The 18,039-nt window shown below is 38.5% G+C and carries 16 protein-coding genes; 10 read left to right on the forward strand and 6 right to left on the reverse strand.

The window, feature by feature from the left end; translation table 11 throughout:
- Positions 1-135: 135 nt before the first annotated feature.
- From V7150_RS01565 to V7150_RS01590, 6 genes are all read right to left on the reverse strand, one after another.
- On the reverse strand, positions 136-1,341 hold the full coding sequence (locus V7150_RS01565) for an ABC transporter permease (RefSeq protein WP_335512956.1): 1,206 nt from the start codon (positions 1,339-1,341) through the stop codon (positions 136-138).
- A complete protein-coding gene (locus V7150_RS01570) occupies positions 1,338-2,018 on the reverse strand; it encodes an ABC transporter ATP-binding protein (RefSeq protein WP_283921487.1) in 681 nt (226 codons plus the stop codon). Before V7150_RS01570 ends, V7150_RS01565 begins: the two co-directional genes overlap by 4 nt.
- The gene (locus V7150_RS01575; protein ID WP_335512961.1) at positions 2,002-3,240 is read right to left on the reverse strand and encodes an efflux RND transporter periplasmic adaptor subunit; all 1,239 of its coding nucleotides are present in this window, start codon (positions 3,238-3,240) and stop codon (positions 2,002-2,004) included. Before V7150_RS01575 ends, V7150_RS01570 begins: the two co-directional genes overlap by 17 nt.
- Before the next feature lie 225 nt (positions 3,241-3,465).
- A complete protein-coding gene (locus V7150_RS01580; protein ID WP_335512963.1) occupies positions 3,466-4,005 on the reverse strand; it encodes a 4Fe-4S dicluster domain-containing protein in 540 nt (179 codons plus the stop codon).
- Positions 3,998-6,016 carry a molybdopterin-dependent oxidoreductase gene (locus V7150_RS01585; protein WP_335512965.1) on the reverse strand — a complete coding sequence of 673 codons (2,019 nt, stop codon included), beginning with the start codon at positions 6,014-6,016 and terminating at the stop codon, positions 3,998-4,000. The genes V7150_RS01580 and V7150_RS01585 overlap by 8 nt, the downstream gene beginning before the upstream one ends.
- A 19-nt stretch (positions 6,017-6,035) precedes the next feature.
- Positions 6,036-7,256 (reverse strand): PucR family transcriptional regulator, encoded by a 1,221-nt coding sequence (locus tag V7150_RS01590; RefSeq protein ID WP_335512967.1) that lies wholly within the window; start codon positions 7,254-7,256, stop codon positions 6,036-6,038.
- A gap of 270 nt (positions 7,257-7,526) precedes the next feature.
- Between V7150_RS01590 and V7150_RS01595 the strand changes: the two genes are divergently transcribed.
- The 10 genes from V7150_RS01595 to nagE all read left to right on the forward strand — a co-directional run bounded on the left by V7150_RS01595 (position 7,527) and on the right by nagE (position 17,938).
- Positions 7,527-8,207, forward strand: a complete 681-nt coding sequence (locus V7150_RS01595; RefSeq protein WP_335512969.1) for a TorD/DmsD family molecular chaperone — start codon at positions 7,527-7,529, stop codon at positions 8,205-8,207.
- A 60-nt stretch (positions 8,208-8,267) separates the two neighbouring features.
- Complete coding sequence (locus tag V7150_RS01600; protein WP_335512971.1) at positions 8,268-10,667, forward strand: DMSO/selenate family reductase complex A subunit; 2,400 nt, start codon at positions 8,268-8,270, stop codon at positions 10,665-10,667.
- Between the two features lie 23 nt (positions 10,668-10,690).
- Entirely contained in the window at positions 10,691-11,263 is a 573-nt protein-coding gene (locus V7150_RS01605; RefSeq protein ID WP_335512973.1) for a DMSO/selenate family reductase complex B subunit, read from the forward strand.
- Positions 11,264-11,280: 17 nt separating this feature from the next.
- Complete coding sequence (locus V7150_RS01610) at positions 11,281-12,114, forward strand: dimethyl sulfoxide reductase anchor subunit family protein (RefSeq protein ID WP_335512975.1); 834 nt, start codon at positions 11,281-11,283, stop codon at positions 12,112-12,114.
- A 55-nt stretch (positions 12,115-12,169) separates the two neighbouring features.
- Positions 12,170-13,084, forward strand: a complete 915-nt coding sequence (locus tag V7150_RS01615; RefSeq protein WP_335512977.1) for a 4Fe-4S binding protein — start codon at positions 12,170-12,172, stop codon at positions 13,082-13,084.
- A 22-nt stretch (positions 13,085-13,106) separates the two neighbouring features.
- Complete coding sequence (locus V7150_RS01620) at positions 13,107-13,277, forward strand: twin-arginine translocase TatA/TatE family subunit (protein WP_335512979.1); 171 nt, start codon at positions 13,107-13,109, stop codon at positions 13,275-13,277.
- Between the two features lie 187 nt (positions 13,278-13,464).
- Positions 13,465-14,232 carry a TerC family protein gene (locus V7150_RS01625; RefSeq protein WP_335513040.1) on the forward strand — a complete coding sequence of 256 codons (768 nt, stop codon included), beginning with the start codon at positions 13,465-13,467 and terminating at the stop codon, positions 14,230-14,232.
- 244 nt (positions 14,233-14,476) lie between these two features.
- Positions 14,477-15,382 carry a Gfo/Idh/MocA family protein gene (locus V7150_RS01630; RefSeq protein ID WP_335512981.1) on the forward strand — a complete coding sequence of 302 codons (906 nt, stop codon included), beginning with the start codon at positions 14,477-14,479 and terminating at the stop codon, positions 15,380-15,382.
- A 421-nt stretch (positions 15,383-15,803) separates the two neighbouring features.
- Positions 15,804-16,292 carry a PTS sugar transporter subunit IIA gene (locus V7150_RS01635; protein WP_335512983.1) on the forward strand — a complete coding sequence of 163 codons (489 nt, stop codon included), beginning with the start codon at positions 15,804-15,806 and terminating at the stop codon, positions 16,290-16,292.
- Positions 16,293-16,489: 197 nt separating this feature from the next.
- Positions 16,490-17,938 (forward strand): N-acetylglucosamine-specific PTS transporter subunit IIBC, encoded by a 1,449-nt coding sequence (nagE, locus tag V7150_RS01640; RefSeq protein WP_335512985.1) that lies wholly within the window; start codon positions 16,490-16,492, stop codon positions 17,936-17,938.
- The last annotated feature ends 101 nt before the right edge of the window (positions 17,939-18,039 follow it).

An 18,039-nucleotide genomic window follows, 5' to 3' on the forward strand; every position in this document is an offset into this window, starting at 1 on the left:
AAAAAAGCGGTGAGGGACTGACCCTGATTTAGTTTAATCCCGCATTAATGAGCAGTAAGACCCCCCTTGAAAACTTCGAGGGAACTAACAAGAATAAATAGGGGGATGGAAAAAAGCACTGATTGAAGTATCACTTTATTCATATCTCAAAGCATCAATCGGGCTAAGCTTCGATGCTTTATTAGCCGGGAGGATCCCGAAAATAATCCCGATTAGAGCAGAAAAACTAACTCCAATTAAGACAATTAAGGGACTGACCGTCGCTGCAATAGGAGTTACTTGAGAAACAATGATGGTTCCGATTGACGCTAGTCCAATTCCAAGCAGTCCGCCTAATGAAGTTAAGGTGATCGCTTCGATAAGAAATTGTAATAGGATTTTCTTTCTAGTAGCACCAATTGCTTTTCGAAGTCCTATTTCTCTTGTTCTTTCTGTAACAGAAACAAGCATGATATTCATGACACCAATCCCGCCAACTAAGAGGGAAATTCCTGCGATACTGCCAATTAGTAATGTCAGTAACGAAATCATCTTGTTTAATTCTTTTTCGTAATCTTCAAAGCTGTTAGTAGAATACTTTCCATCTTCCAGTTCTTTTTTTTCTGTCAGTGTTGCAGCAGCCAGTTTACCGGTCTCAGAAACCTTTTCAGGATCACTTGCAATGACAGAGAGTTGTTCGATTTCACGGTTGCCGAACACCATTGATATAACTGAACGCGGCATAAGCATTTCACCGGTATCCTTATTCCGAAATTGTTCAGGAATCGGTGATTCGTAAACGCCTACGACTTTGTAAGGATTATTATTCAGGTCAATGATTTCGCCAATCGGGTTTTCAGTTTCCTTAAAAAATTTCTTCCTGGCAATGGTGTCAATAAGGACAACCCGATTCAATCCATCGTTATCTGCAGCGTAGAAAGCTCGCCCTTCAACAATTTGAATATTTTTAGCGGAGAAGAATTCCGCACCCACACCAGTAATTTGCATCTCACCTTGCTCGTCATTACGGACCATTGTACCAAAGCCTTGATTGGTAGCAATCACAGCTTTCACACCTGGAACCTTAGCTAGTGTTTGGATATCTTCCGACGTCAATTCAGGCTCTTGCCAAAAGGTTTCTGGCTCACCTTCTGGCGGGATGTATTCATAATAAATATCAATCGCGGCCTTATCCGTACTAAACAATTCATCCGTCATTTGTTTTCTTGTGCCTTGTCCGATCGCAACGATAATAATAACTGCGGCTACCCCGATAATGATACCGAGCATGGTTAAGATTGACCGTACTTTATGATTCCAGATAGACGAAAGGGCAATTTTGAAACTTTCCCAGATGTTCATGGTTTCACCCTCCGGTCATTGGTGATCAGGCCATCTTTTAGTGTAATGATTCTTTTGGCATATGCGGCTATTTCTTCTTCGTGTGTAACGATAATAACTGTCTTGCCTTCTTCATTAAGCTGAATAAATAGTTTCATTATTTGTTCGCTTGTTTTTGAATCAAGTGCTCCGGTAGGCTCATCAGCAAGAATGATCGTTGGGTTATTGACAAGTGCTCTAGCGATGGCGACACGCTGCTTCTGTCCGCCAGACAATTGATTGGGCAAATGCTTCATTCGGTCTTCTAATCCGACCTTTCCTAGCATTTTTTTGGCTCTATCCGTTCTTTCTCGTTTTGAAACACCGGCATAAATAAGAGGGGATGCGACGTTTTTGATAGCGTTGTCCCTTGGAAACATAAAGAATTGTTGAAAAACAAAGCCAATATGTTCATTTCTTAACCGTGCAAGGACACTCTCTTTTGCTGAATCAATTTTTTCGCCATTTAATTCGAATGTACCCGAAGTTGGATAATCTAAAAAGCCAATGATATTCATTAAGGTTGATTTACCTGAACCAGATGGACCCATGATCGCGACAAACTCGCCATCTTCTATCGTTAAATCAATTCCATGCAGCACAGGAACTTCTAGTGCCCCCTTACCATAAACCTTCGTAATCTCACTTAACTTCATCAAAGGAGGTCACTTCCATTCCATCATGCATTTGTTCATTTGGTGTTATAACGATAAGCTCACCCGGCTTTACTCCTTCAGTCACTTCGATGAATTCATCGTTCATTGCCCCAGTTTTTACTTCCCGTCTCTCAAGCTTTTTATCGACTAAAACATAAACTATCTTGCTTCCACCTTCATCAATTAGTGATGGATGGGGGATTACAAGCTTTTTGTCTGAGCCGCCCACTTTAATTTCTAAAGAAACATGGAAGCCTTGACGTAACTCTGAAGTATCATCTGTAATCGCGACTTTAAATGGATACATCGTCACATTGCCGCCGCCAGGACCACCGCCAGGACCGCCGCCGAAGTCTTCACCGCCGCCGCCTTCTGCATTTGGAAATTGTGAAACAGATTCAACAGCACCTTTCCATTCCCGATCTTTATAAACCTTCGGACGGATGATCACCGGCTGCCCTTTTTGAATCTTTACGGCATCAAATTCACTCATGGTACCAATTACCTTATATGGCTGGCTCGAAATAATATGGATGACAGGTTCAGCTGCTCCTGTCTCTGTCTTTGCTACGTTTTGATTTACCTTAACGATAATCCCATCAATTTTGCTAGCGATCGTCATTTCTTTTTTCTGTGCATTCAGTTCTTTTATACGGTCATCTGCTGAGGCAATTTCTGATTTTGTGCTTTCATATCCCATTTCCAGTTGAATCTTTTCAGTTGAAAGCTGGTTTATGTCTACTTGCGTAACAACTCCACCGTTTGCCTCTTCTGTTGCGGTACTTTGTGTGGTCGTATTCTTTTTCGCTTCTGCAATACGTTTTGCTAGTTCGGCAATTTGATTTTGTTCTGATTTTCCTTTACTTTGAAGTAATTCCTTTTCACGAACCGCTTTTTTTAGTTCACTATCTATTTTGGAAGAATCGTAAATTAGTAGAGGGTCACCAGCCTTGACAGCCTGATTTTCCTTCACTTTATACTCACTAATTACTCCTTTTTCCGGCTCCAAAAACACCTTTTGCTCACTTTCAGGGACAATTTTACCTGTAACAAGTATTGTCTCAGATAATTCTTGTTCACTAGCTTTTTGAACCGTTATCCCCATTTCCTTGGCATCAGTTCCTGCCACTTCTGCATCGCCTTTGGTAAAAAAGTAGATAGCAGTTCCTGCGATCACAAGTAATCCGACAATTGACACAATCCAAATCCAAACTTTTTTCTTCACATTATTCCTCCGTCTAGTCTATTATTTTGCTCTCTCATTAACTATCAAGTATAAAGGAAATGGTGAAATTTTCAAATATTTTCTATTATTTACAGTGGTTAATTGTTTGTTATATTAGAGGTAAGAGTTGGAATTTTCCAGATGCAGCCTCTTTAATAGCCTTATAGCATTTGTCGAAAAAATAATCGCTCATTTTAACCAATGAACGATTAACTAGAAGATACTTTATTGAAGAAAATATCTCTTTCTAGGTTTTAATGGATAGAAGAGGATGGATGGGCAGGTAATAGTAATCTCAGGGAAACCTTGAATCATACGGACTGCCTGCTCATCTTCAAAAGTATTTAAATCTACCAAGTTCAGCGCTCCTGTAGTGCAAGCTTCAACGCAAGCCGGAATCATTCCGATATCTTGTCTTGGGAAGCACATATGGCATTTGCTGACCTTTCGTGTTTCAGGATTAAAATGTGGTGCCTGATAGGGACAGGCAGAGATACATAACTGGCAGCCTGTGCAAAGATCCTCTTCAATTTGGACGATGCCATCTTTACGCTTCGTGAATGCCCTTTCTGGACAGACCCGGAAACATTCCGGGCTGTCACAATGATTACATGAAATAGATAGATATAATTCTGGTGCTACCTTTTTAACCCCTCTCCATTGGATACCGGTGGGAGTTTGATTTTCATTTTTACAGGCAATTTCACATGCTTTACAATTGATACAATCATCCGCATTGAAAATGAATCCGGCCCGTTTAAACATACTTCTCTCTCCATTTCCTAAGTTTCACAATGCTGTCATAAAAAAAAGTACTGGCGCTATTTTTATCTTTTTCTTCTTTTTGAGAGATTAATTGATTAATGGGGTTACTGCCAGCCTGAGAGGCAAGCACCACATTATTTGGCAATGTAGGATTAATTTTAGCGGTACCGACAATTAATCCATGTTCATTGTAAATCTCAATTTTTGTATTTTCATCAATTTCATGTTGGATCGCAGCACTATAGGAAAGTTCAATGATATTGTCAGTTTCTCCATGATCTAACCAAGACACCAATTCATATTGAGAATGGATTTTCAACAATGTTTGCGGTGATAAAAGTCTATAGGTTAATGGCTGTTGAAGATTTTCACCTAGGAACAGATCATTAGCATGTGTTTCTATCGCCGGAAGCAGTTTGAATTTCTCTGGATCAGACATAGAGTAAGTTATTTCTAATTTTTTTTGCGGCCCCTTTAGTAAATCCTCATAACTAGTAAGTCCATACTGACGCATAATCTCCGGAGATAGCTCTTCTTTTATCCAGTCAATTGGTTCTTTTTCATAAGGGAAGTTAGAAAAGTCCGGTGAGAGTTCATTTAGCTTTTTGGTTAATTCCCGAGCAATCTGTAAATCACTTTTTGCTTCGAAATATGGAGGAATTGCTTTTTGGTTTAGGGCCAGCCAATAATGCCAATAACCTACATTTAAATCTTCTTCTTCAAAATGAGAGGCTGCAGGTAAAACGATATCGGACTTTTTCGCTGTTTTTGTCAAATAAAGATCCACTGTCACGATAAGCTCTAATTGATTAAACAATTGCTGCCAAGAATTAAGGTTTTGATCCTGAGTAATAATATTTCTTGACGCCACCCAAAGGAATTTTAACGGCGGATCTGTTAAGTTGAGAGCATTTTTTGAAAAATTACTAATATCAACTTCTCTAGAGTTGGTGATAGTTGGATGAATAGGACCCTGGTGGTTTAACAGAAGGTGTGGAAAATAGTCAATATCAAAATGAATATAATATAAACCGCCATTTGGATTACTTAGATTACCTGTCATGGCTGCAAGACTGTTGATAGCACTGATGCTGTGGCCGCCTCTATCGTTACGCTGAAGACCTAAACCGTTCCAAGTGACAGCCGGTTTTAAATTACCGTAAAATTCAGCAAGTACCTCCATTGCCTCCATTGGGACACCTGTTCGTTTCGATACATCAAATAGGTCAATTTGATTTTGAATAAAGTGTTTATATTGTTCCCAGCCAATTGTTTGATCCCGAGTAGACTCTTCGAAATTAATCCCTTTTTCAATAATGATTTTGGCGATTCCGAGAGCCAGCCACCCATCTGTTCCGGGATTGATTTGGATATAGATATCCGCTTTTTCAGCTGTTCTTGTAAAAATAGGATCAATGACAACGAATTTTGCTCCTCTGCGCCTTGCCTCATAAATAAACTTCATTTGATGGACATTGGTAACGGCAGGATTCGCTCCCCAGATAACAATTAAGTTTGCACGTGCCATATCCTCGGGAACGGAGCTGTAATTATCTCCGAAGGATTGGTTAACTGCGAGTTTTCCCGTTAGAGCACAAGGATTCCCAGTTGGTTTCGTATGAGGACCGAAACTATTGAACATACCTTCTACAGCATAGTGCAGTAACCCAAGATTTCCTGAGAATTTGTTGTAGCCACTGGCAAGGTTAGACCTATAGCGCTGATTCAATTCGATGATTTTCCCAGCAATTATAGAGTAAGCTTCATCCCATGATATTCTCTTCCAGTTTCCAGACCCTCTAGGGCTTTGTATCATTGGATACTTAAGCCTTTGCGTATTATAGACAAATTGGGTGGAAGCATATCCCTTTGCACAAAGTCTTCCTTGTGTATAGCCATGTTTTGGATCACCGGTCACTTTCATGAGCCGGCCATTTTTAACATATGACAAAATGCCGCAGGTTCCATAACAATTACGGGGACAAGTGTTTCTGTATATGCCATCTTTCATTGTGAACAACCTTCATTCTTCATATTTTTCGCAGCTGTTTAATTTTGAAAGCTGCCATAATATCTAATCGAACATGTAAGTCATCCAATTTCACCTGAAGAATATCTTCAATTCTTTTCACACGATAACGTAATGTATTTCGATGAAGGAACGATTCTTTAGCCGTTTTACCCATATCGAATTGATTAGAGGCAAGAGCTTCAAGTGTTTCGATAAGATGTCCATCATTGTTCTGATCGTGTTCAAGCAAGCTTCCTAATGTATGGTTGTAATATTCAATCAAGTCTTGGAGATCATGTTTATATAAAATCCGTTCTAAGCCTAAATCAGTGAATAGTGGTGTTGTAATATTCAATAATATGCCTAATTCAAGAGCTACTTTTGCTTCTTGATAACTTCTAAAAAGCTCGGCAGGATTCGTGTATTTTTTTCCAATTCCGCAAACAACTTCAAAATCTGAATTTATTTTTACTGCTTTTTTTAGAATAGTCTTAGTAAACGCTTCTAGCTTGGCCCCGTTCTCAGCATGATCAGCATCAGCCAGTGGAATCAGGGTTATCACCTGACTTTGTTTGGCCATTGCAATCGGTTTGAAGTTATGCAAAATCAAATCTTGTTCAACAACTTGTAAAAGCATATTAACCATGTGCTTGTTCGTAAAAAAATGATTTACTTCTTTATATGAAAATACGATTACAATATGAGGGACGCTAAAATCCCATCCCCAAATTTCTCCGTATTCAATGATCTCTTCCTTTTTCTTAATGTTTCCATATAGTAGGTCAAATAGAAAGGCTTCTTTGAATTTCTGTTTTTCTTGCTTGATTTCCAGGCTTTTTTGCATTTGCAAAGCACATAAAGAAGCTGCATAAATAAGAGGATCTTCATAGAGACAAGTCTCTAACGGTGTGTTGTTACTACATAAAATGATATAGCCAAGTTTTTTATTATCGAATGTTATTGGACTAGCCAATCCATTTATTAAATTATTTATGGTTGAAATCTGGCAGCTGAAAACAGAAATGTTTGGATTGGATTCCTGATGCTGATCAGGCATGATAACTATTTCATCTATCGCTTCATTTCCGGCTGAGCAATAAAGAATCTGATAGAGTGGGTCCGCTACAAGGACTGAATGGGATAAAAGTGTGGAGAGTTTTTGAATAATCTGGTTAACGCCTTGGCTTGAAACGGTCATTAATTCTTGAATAAAGTCTGGAATAGCATATTGTTTTTGCATCGATTATTCACCTTTCTCCTATCTGGATGTTGTCTTCTATTATCTTAAAGCAAGTAGATAGACTGGACAATGAATGTCACAGAATCGTTAAATCCTTTTGTTTACCGGGCACAAAAATAGCATCTTTAATTCGTGAAGCAGGGCCATATGAACAGATCCGTTCTAAATCTATAATTTAAATAAATATATAGATGGCAAACTCTTAAGAGTAGGAATGATGAATGAATAATATAGTTAAATATCATAAAGATGAGTTGGGAGATGTAGCAAATGGAAATCCAAAATCAACTATTCACAACCGAACAAAACCAATTATTAAGTGCACGGAAAAAACTCTACCAGCTTTTACATCAACTATTATCAGAGCCTATTTCTTTTGAAAGATTTATAGAAATTAAAGAGCAGGGATATATAGATGGACTGATAGAATTAGATAACTCTGTGCAAATTTTATACGATTTTTTTTATTGTCAGGATATAGACGAATCCATACAAAAAGCTCGGGAGGACTTCTTCCGTTTATTTATTGGACCTGATTCCTTACCTGCACCACCATGGGAATCTGTTTATAGGAGTAAGGAAAGGGCGTTATTTGATTTCCCTACATTCGAAGTAAGAAATCTTTATAATCAATTTGGACTTGAAGTCAGAAAAAGAGAGAACCTTCATGATGAAGCAGATGATCATATCGTATTTGAAATTGAATTCATGATTGCATTAATAGAAAAAACACAAAAGGAAGAAGAGAGGGATGTAATCATTAAGTTATTGGAAGGTCAGAAAATGTTACTTAGTGAACATCTATCAAAATGGGTTCCTCAATTTTCATTAGACATTCGGAATAATGCATCAACAAGTCTTTTTATTGGAATTGGATATTTGTTAGATTTCTTTACCAAATTTGATTGTGAACTTGTTGATGATTTATTTGTTTCTATTAATAACTGTTGAAACACAATTCTATGATAAAAGATATGTAAGTAATTTTTTGTGATGTTAGGAGGAATAAATATGAGTAAAAGTTTATTTGATCGTATCAATGAAAGAAGTCTGTCACGCAGGAGTTTTATTAAATGGTCAAGTGCAGTTACAGCACCAGTTATTATTGGAGGAATAGCAAGTGAAACAAAAATCGTTGATAAAGTAAATGCTGCTGGAACGGTTAAAGCATCTAATGAACAAATTCTTTCAACATGCTCGACAATTAATTGTGGTGGCAGATGTTTAATAAGGGCTCATATCAATGATGGAGTTATTACACGTTTAAGTACAGATATTAAAGAAGATACATTTGAATTACCTCAACTTCGTGCATGTATAAGAGGACGAGGATATAGGCAGTTTGTCTATAATCCTGATAGATTAAAGTATCCAATGAAAAGAGTGGGAAAACGTGGTGAAGGGAAGTTTGAAAGGATTTCTTGGGAAGAAGCCATTGAATACATTGCAAAGGAACTAACAAGATTAACAGATAAACATGGGCCTGCTAGCCGCTATAGTAATTATTCTACTGGGCATTCGGGTAGTATCATCGGAGCTGGCAATATGATTCAAAAAATTTTTGCTCTAACTGGAGGGTACTTGGGGTACCACAACTCATATAGTTCTGCTCAAACCTCAACGGCAACTCCTTATACCTATGGAACGACACAAACAGGTAATACATTAAATACATTATCTGATTCAAAATTGATAATTTTGTGGGGACATAACCCAGTAGAAACTCGCTGGGGAGTAACAGACTACTATGTTAAAAAAGCTAAAGAAACAGGTGTGAAAGTAGTAGTTATTGACCCCAGACAATCTAATACTGCTGTTGGTTTAGCGGATGAGTGGATACCAATTTTACCAACTACAGATAATGCAATGATGGATGCCATGCAATATGTTATTATTTCTGAAAAATTATATGATAAGAATTTTATAGATAAATATTGTGTTGGTTTTGATGAAGAAAATATGCCGGAAGGGGTTCCGCAAGGTGAATCATTAGTTGGTTATATTCTAGGTGATAAAGATGGAGTAGCAAAAACTCCAGAATGGGCGGAGAAAATATGTAAAGTTCCGGCAGAAACCATTCGAAAACTTGCTAGGGAATACGCAACAAATAAACCATCCGCATTACTGCAGGGATGGGGTCCGCAAAGACAAGCATTCGGTGAACAGTTTGTTCGAGGCGGAACGGTTCTTGCAGCTATTACGGGAAATGTAGGTATTAGAGGTGGATGGGCATCTGGTTCTGGTTATATAAGTTTAGTAAAAACAACATCAGTACCAAAAGGAACGAATCCACTAGGTAATTTAACCATTCCGTGCTTCCTATGGACAGATGCCATTGTTAGAGGAACAGAGATGGGTGAAAAAGATGGAGTTAAGGGGCTTCCAGAGGGTCAAGAAACACTGCCATCAAATATTAAAGCTATTTTTAACCTAGCAGGAAATGCTCTTATTAATCAACATTCTGACTGTAATAAAACTGCTGAAATTTTAAGAAATGAAAATCTTGCTGAATTAATTGTTGTCAGTGAAATCTTCATGACTCCAAGCGCAAAGTTTGCTGATATTTTACTTCCGTCAAATACTTTTATGGAAAGATGGGATATTGGTACTACTTGGGCACCATCGCAACACGCTATCTTATCTCAAAAGTGTATTGAAAATATGTACGAGTCAAAGTCAGATTATGAATGGTTGACTATGTTGGCCAAAAAGTTAGGTATCGAAAAGGAGTTTACCGAAGGAAAGTCAGAGTTGGATTGGGTCAAATGGTCCATTGAAGAATCCCGAAAGAAAGATCCTCATTTCCCTACTTTTGAGGAGTTTAAGAAACAAGGTATCTACCAGGTTTCATTGGAGAATAACGCAGTAATTGCATTTGAAAAGCAAATAAAAGATCCTGAAAATAATAAGTTTGAAACTCCATCAGGAAAAATAGAAATTTTTTCAAAGGCTCTTTGGGATATGAATAATCCAGAAGAAATACCGGCCATACCAAAATATGTAGCATCTTGGGAGGGACCGGAAGATCCGCTAACTAAAAAATACCCACTGCAACTTATCGGTTGGCATTATAAACGTCGCTGTCATTCCACGTTTGACAATAATAAATGGCTGGAAGAAGCCGGCCCACAAGTCATGTGGATGAACGAACGGGATGCGAAACAAAGGAAAATTAAAGATGGGGAGCGAGTGAGAGTATATAATGACCGCGGGGAAGTACAGATGCCTGTGAAAATTACAAATAGAATCATTCCTGGAACAGTTGCGATACCGCAAGGAGCATGGTGGTCCCCTGATGATAAAGGTATTGATCAGCGTGGCAATATAAATACACTAACTAGTCAGCGGCCATCACCTTTAGCAAAGGGAAATCCACAACATACTAATTTAGTCGAGGTAAGGAAAGCGTAGATAGACGAAAGGAGTGAATATTGGTGGTTCAATTAGGATTTTTTATTAACAATGAATATTGCAACGGTTGTAAAGCTTGTGTAATAGCCTGTAAGGATAAAAATGACCTTGAAGTAGGTGTGAATTTTCGTAGAGTATATGAGAATTCCGAGGGAGATTATGTTGAGAGAGATGAAGCGTTCATTCAAAATATTCAAACCTTTTTCACCTCTATATCTTGTAATCATTGCGAAAACCCAGCATGTGTCAAGGGCTGTCCAACAGGTGCAATGCATAAGCGTGAAGAAGACGGTGTAGTTTTAGTTGATCAGAATAAATGTGTTGGATGTAAATATTGTATTTGGAATTGTCCATATGGCGGACCACAGTATAATGAAAAAATTGGGAAAATGACAAAATGTGATTTCTGTATTGATCTTATCGACAAGGGAGAAAATCCTGCATGTGTAGGGGCATGTCCTATGCGCGCTTTGGATTATGGTCCAATCGATGAATTAAGAAAAAAATATGGAAATGTTAGAGATATAAAGGGGTTACCAAGTTCTTCAATTACTGAACCTAATATTGTAATTAATGCTAATAAATATGCGAAGTAATCTTTGGAGGGATTCTAATGCATGAATGGCCATTATTAATTTTTACAGTTTTAATCCCTGCTTCTGTTGGTGCTATTCTGTTTCTATGGTTTACCCATGGGAACATTGCCAAGAGCAACGGCGATACAATAAAAATAATGAAAATACCGCTTCTAGTAATTGCAATTCTTTCTATAATAGGTTTAATCGGTTCATTCTTTCATCTCGGCTATCCGCTGAATGCTTTAAACGCTATTAGAGGGTTTGGCCGGTCTTGGATGAGTAATGAGATTGTCGCTACCGGAGCATTCATTGCTTTAGCATGCTTAACTGCCGGCCTTACGATTGTCCAAAAGAAAATCAATCCAATCCTCATGTTGATTACTGGGCTGGTCGGAGTTATTGATATCTATTGCATGGCAACAGCCTATGCTGTTACACGTGTTAACGGCTGGAATCATCTGAACACATATTTCGTATTTTATGGTACCGCTTTTTCCTTGGGGCCAATCCTTGCTGCAAGCCTTTTGGCACCATCTCTCAAGGGTGAAGCAATCCAAAAAGTTATAAAATGGGCATTTGCATTTAGTATCATAGGGATTGCTGTCCAACTAATTGGTTCCGCCATGTTCAATGCTTATATACCTGAAATTCAGACAATCTCGGGGGAAACCGCTGCTAATAAAATGGTGCCATATTCCGGTATGATCGGGGTACGATGGGTTATCGAAATTGCCGGGCTCCTGCTGCTGGCTTATTTATCACTTAATACTAAGAAAAATATGAAATACGCCTTCATCTATGCTGCACTGATCTTCTTTGTACTTGCAGAAGGCGTGAGCAGATATGTGTTTTACGTATTAGGTTCATAAGATATGGGGCAGAGGCTAACCGCTTCTGCCCTTGAATAAAGTGGGGGTGGCATTAGTGGGATTTGTTGAAATGTGGGTGGAAAGTCTTGTTTATAATTACGAAATTTTCACATCAGCTTGTGTGCGCAATAAAAGCCCCCGATCCACCTGCGAAAAATGTTTAGCTGCCTGCCAAGAAGGTGCCATAATCTTATCACAGGAAAAGCCAATTATTGATAATCAAAAGTGCACAGAGTGCGGAAAATGTATGGTAGACTGCCCAGTTCAAGCTGTGGCTGGCATACTGCCAAAGCGGTCCTTTTTTCAAAAAATATTAATTGCCACAAATGAAAAACCTCCTTCATCAAAGGAACTGCTAATCTACCATGCTAAAGGAGTCAACACAATAGCCTGTGAAGAAAAAGAATTCAGTCAAGCGTGGAAGGATTCAGTAGAAGAAGTCAATTTATTATTAGATCAACTTGGTAAGGCGCCTTTTATGACAGAGACGGAAACAAGTTTTGGGAACTCTTATTCAAGAAGAGAGCTATTCTCTCTTTTGAAGAAAGAAAGCCAGTCATTAGTAAGGCAGGTAACACCGGCTAAATGGCGATTTAACCACTTGGTTCTAGATGTGAATCAATATTATCCTGATCATCAATTCTTTGATGTGACCATTGCGCATGAAAAGTGTACTCTCTGTAAGGCTTGTAAAGTGACGTGTCCTAAAACTTGCTTTAGATTAGAAGACAATGGTTTTACGATAAACCTTCAGTCCTGTTCTGGGTGTATGCTTTGTCAGGAGCTTTGCCCTGAAAAGGCTATTACCGTAATAAGTTCAATTTCAACAGCGGTTACGAAATGTTTGGAGGTCTATCAGAAAACGTGCAGCCTATGCAAAAATAGCTTTCAAACTTTGCATGACCAAGATGAAAAATGTCCGGTTTGCGCGAGTCGGAGGGCTGATTACTTAAATAGCCAAACATGTTAAAGATGAAAAGAGATGAATTGTAATGTTATCAAACATCGGGATTCCAGGTTTAATCATTGTTTTGGTCCTGGCACTAATCATATTCGGCCCTAAGAAACTACCGGAATTAGGAAGGGCAGTTGGTCAATCCTTGAAAGAATTCAAATCATCCACTAAAGGTTTGATGGATGAGGAAAAGGAAGAGAAGGCGTAATCACAAAGCTGCAATTGGAAAATATGTTTCGCGGGTAGATATGGTGTGAGGTACCACGAAGGTTATTTCGTGGTGCCTTACACCATTTTTTTGATAGCTTTTTATTTGATTTACTTACAAAAAGTACTATAGTGTTTAATATACAATTGACAAACTAAGAAACGATTGTTTGAACAACAAAGGAGAAATGAACATGTTAAATGAAATTTTATCAACCTTTGCTTCCATGTTTGATTGGCATATGTGGGCAGAAGTGTTGACCTCACCACAATCCTGGGGCTTAATTTTATCCTTAGCCGTACTAGAATGTATTTTATCTGCAGATAATGCCTTAGTTTTATCTGCTTTTGTAAAGCCACTACCAAAACAACAGCAAAAGAAAGCATTAATATATGGGCTATGGGGGGCGTATTTATTCCGCTTCATTTTCATTGGACTCGGAACATTTCTTATTAAACTATGGTTCATTAAGTTAATTGGAGCGCTCTATTTACTCTGGCTGTCCTTTAAATTCTTTAGGGACAAATTTAAAAGCAATGACGATGGTGAAGAGGAAACAACGCGTGAGCCAAAGGGCTGGTTAACGAAAACCTTTGGTTTTTTCTGGGCGACAGTTATTAGTGTCGAACTGATGGATCTGGCCTTTTCCGTAGATAGTATTCTTACCGCACTTGCGGTTTCGGAGGAAGTTTGGGTGCTATTACTTGGCGGGATGATTGGAATTCTATTAATGCGGGGAGTTGCTACATTTTTTATCAGCTTAATGAACAGAGTTCCTGAGCTTGAAACGACTGCATATGTACTAATTACATTTATTGCGGTTAAAATGGGACTGACGCTCGTAGATATCGAGATTCCAAATGAGATATTTATTATCGTCATGATCCTTGCTTTCCTGATTACATTTATTATCCATGCGATTCGAAAGTCAAAGGCAGAAAAATATTCTCATTGATTAGAGTGCCGTTCCTCATCACATTAATGTGGTGAGGAACTGGTCCGGTCGAAAGAATTTACCATATTGTCATAGGTACATTTGTAACCCTTGTTAGTCTGTGGATTGAACCCTGTTAAAGCTTAAGCACCGCTGATTTTAGTTTTGCTTCACTCTTCATAGGTTCGTAGATAACTTTGACTATTAAACAAAATTAGTCGAATTTAATTTAGATTTAAACTAAGGATAATTGGAGGGACTTTTAGTGCTTAAACTTGGTGTAATCGGTCTTGGGGATATTGCGCAAAAGGCGTATCTACCTGTTTACAGTAAAATACAAGATGTTGATTTTCATTTTTATACAAGGAATCAAGAGAAGCTCCAATCCATTGGCAGCCAATACCGTTTTGAAAATCTCCACACTAGCTTGGAGTCATTGCTTGACAGTGGTATTAAGGGAGCATTCATTCATTCGTCGACAGCATCTCATGAGGAAATCGTCCATGAGTTGTTAAAACACAACATCCATGTGTTTGTTGATAAACCCATTACGGACAATTATGAAGGGGCAAAAAAACTTGTTGAACTAGCGGATGAGGAAGGTCTAATTCTCATGACCGGTTTTAATAGAAGATATGCGCCTTCCTATGTGAAACTGAAGGAAGTTGCAGATCCGAATATGGTGATCGTCCAGAAAAATCGTAAAGGGCTCCCTGGTGAGCCGAGAACATTTATTTATGATGATTTTATTCATATTGTCGATACGATGAGATATTTATTTCCGCATCCAATTGAGGAGTTAATTGTGAGGGGAAGAATGGAGGGTGACACTCTTTACCATGTCGTCGTGCAATTTATTTCAAGCGGGGAAACAGCAATCGGGATCATGAACAGAGATAATGGAACAAACGAGGAAATAGCTGAGGTTATGGGACCAGGGGAAAAAAGAACGGTTTATAATGTATCAAAGTTAGTAATCTCAAAGGATATGGAAATGACTGAAGTTCGGGGAAGCGACTGGGAGCCGACCCTATTGAAGCGGGGATTTGAGCAAATGGTTACTGATTTTATTGATGCTGTTAGAACAAACGGTAAGCCAAAATTCTCGGCATTGGATGCACTAGCAACACATGAAATCTGTGAAAAAATTATCTTAAGTTTAGAAAAATAGTTGTAATGATGAAACGTTGTACCAAACTAATATAGCTGTGGTAAGGAAAAGGAATCCCTCAAACAGAAGTCTGAAGGATTCCTTTTTTATATTTGAATATTACGTTAACGGGCTGTTGAGAAAATAGGTCAAGTTGTGGAAATCTAACATAACTATTACCCAGAAAAAAAGAAGCTAGAATAGGCTTTTTTTACCGGGTAATTTTACCTCATAAAAATGTTTGCGTTTACATATTGTATTATTACAGATTAGTGGTATGATAATGATACAAGTTTAATATTGATCACATGTTACTGATACGATCAGGCATGGTGGTAAAATGAATGGATTTCTACATCCGTTTATTTGTACCTCCATGCCTTTTTTGTTGTTTTTTACATCTTTTGGGAATCATAAACAAAAAAGCAAAGGAGTAATAGTAATGCGGTTTAATTTTTTTAAAAAGGAATCAGTTGATTTTTATATACCAGTCAGTGGCAAGATTATTCCTCTTGAGGAAGTTCCAGATCCCGTTTTCAGTCAAAAGATGATGGGAGAAGGGATCGCGGTGATGCCGGAAAAAGGTGATATTGTTTCACCAGCAAAGGGGACCGTTATTCTTGTGGCAGCTACTAAGCATGCAGTTGGTCTTCGTGCCGATGATGGGTCGGAAATTCTTATCCATGTCGGGTTAGAAACAGTCGCCCTGGAAGGAAAGGGTTTCAATGTTGCTGTTAAAGAGGGGGACAAAGTTTCTGAAGGGCAACTACTAATAGAGGTTGATTGGGAATATATTAGTACAAACGCCAAAAGTACTATTACTCCAATTGTCATTACCAACAGTCAAGAAGGTAAAAAGCAATATGCCTTCACCGAGGATAAGGAAGGGACTGCCGGCAAGACGCTTCTTTTCACAGCTACTGCTAAGTAATTCAATGAGTGAAGTGCTGCTTTTGACTTGCAGCAGCACTTCACTTTTAGAAAAATTACTTTAAGGAGGTGATGGATAACATAGTAAGACTGATTCAAAAGCTGCTAATCGTCATTCTTTTGTAGAAATTATTCATTTTCATTGGTAGTGTTTTCAGATGTTTAGTAGTTTGATTAAAATTTATAGGGGGTAAAAACATGAAGAAATATTTTCAAAGACTTGGCCGCTCATTGATGCTGCCTGTAGCCGTATTACCGGCTGCCGCTATTTTGATGGGGATTGGGTACTGGATCGACCCTTCTGGCTGGGGAGCAGATAGCCCATTAGCTGCCTTCTTAATTAAAGCCGGGGCTTCTATTATTGACAACATCCCTATCCTATTTGCAGTTGGGGTAGCATTGGGAATGGCCAAAGAAAAGGATGGCTCATCTGCGCTAAGTGGTTTGGTCGCCTATTTGGTCGTCACAACTTTGCTTTCAACAAACTCGGTTGCATTGCTGCAAGGCATTGATGCAGCAAAAGTAGATCCTGCGTTTGCGAAAATCGGAAATGCCTTTGTTGGTCTCCTTTCAGGTATAGTTGCTTCGATGATGTATAATCGTTTCAGTAATGTGAAATTACCGGATGCCCTGGCCTTCTTTAGCGGCAAACGGCTTGTGCCAATAATGACAGCGGTTTCGATGTTGGTGGTTGCTGCAGTATTATTCTTTGTATGGCCTGTTGTTTATACAGGGTTAGTTTCTTTCGGTACAGGAATGAGTAAATTAGGTGCTATCGGTGCTGGCTTATATGGCTTCTTCAATCGACTATTAATTCCAACTGGTTTACACCATGCATTAAACTCCGTATTCTGGTTTGATGTTGCCGGAATCAATGATATAGGTAACTTCTTGTCTGGTAAAGGTGAAAAAGGGGTTACAGGTATGTATCAAGCAGGTTACTTCCCAATCATGATGTTTGGATTACCTGCAGCAGCATTAGCGATGGTTCATACTGCAAAAACGAAAAAGAAAAAGCAAGTAGCTTCCTTAATGCTTGCAGCTGGTTTCGCTTCCTTCTTGACTGGGGTCACAGAACCAATTGAATTTGCTTTCATGTTCTTAGCGCCAATGCTTTATCTTGTGCATGCCGTTTTAACTGGTCTTTCCTTAGCGATTGCAGCGGCATTCCATTGGACAGCAGGATTTGCCTTTAGTGCAGGATTCATCGACTTTTTCTTAAGTTTAAAAAATCCAATGGCAAATCAACCATATATGTTACTCGTTCAAGGATTAGTTTTTGCGGTTATTTACTACTTCTTGTTCCGTTTCATCATTACGAAATTCAACTTAAAAACTCCTGGTCGTGAAGACGATGATGATGAGGTTGAAGAGGTTTCTCTTGCAAAAGGTGAAAGCAAATTTGCTGCAATGGCCGCTCAAATTTACGAAGGCTTAGGCGGGGATGCGAATGTAACAGCTGTTGATAATTGTGTTACACGTCTAAGAATGGAAGTAAAAGATATGAATGCTGTCGACCAAAAGAAAATTAAAGCGACAGGCGTACCGGGAATCAATATCGTCGGTCCGCAAAGCATTCAGGTTATTGTTGGTACTAATGTGCAATTTGTTGCTGATGAAATTATCAAAATCCGCAAGAAAAAGTAGAATTATCATAGCATGTAATTGATGCAAAAACGCTTGGACAGCATATTGTCCAGGCGTTTTTTAGCCGATAGGAAAGTTTATACTTCCCTATCAGGCATAAG

Source organism: Neobacillus drentensis, assembly GCF_036965245.1.
GTDB lineage: Bacteria > Bacillota > Bacilli > Bacillales > Cytobacillaceae > Neobacillus > Neobacillus drentensis_G.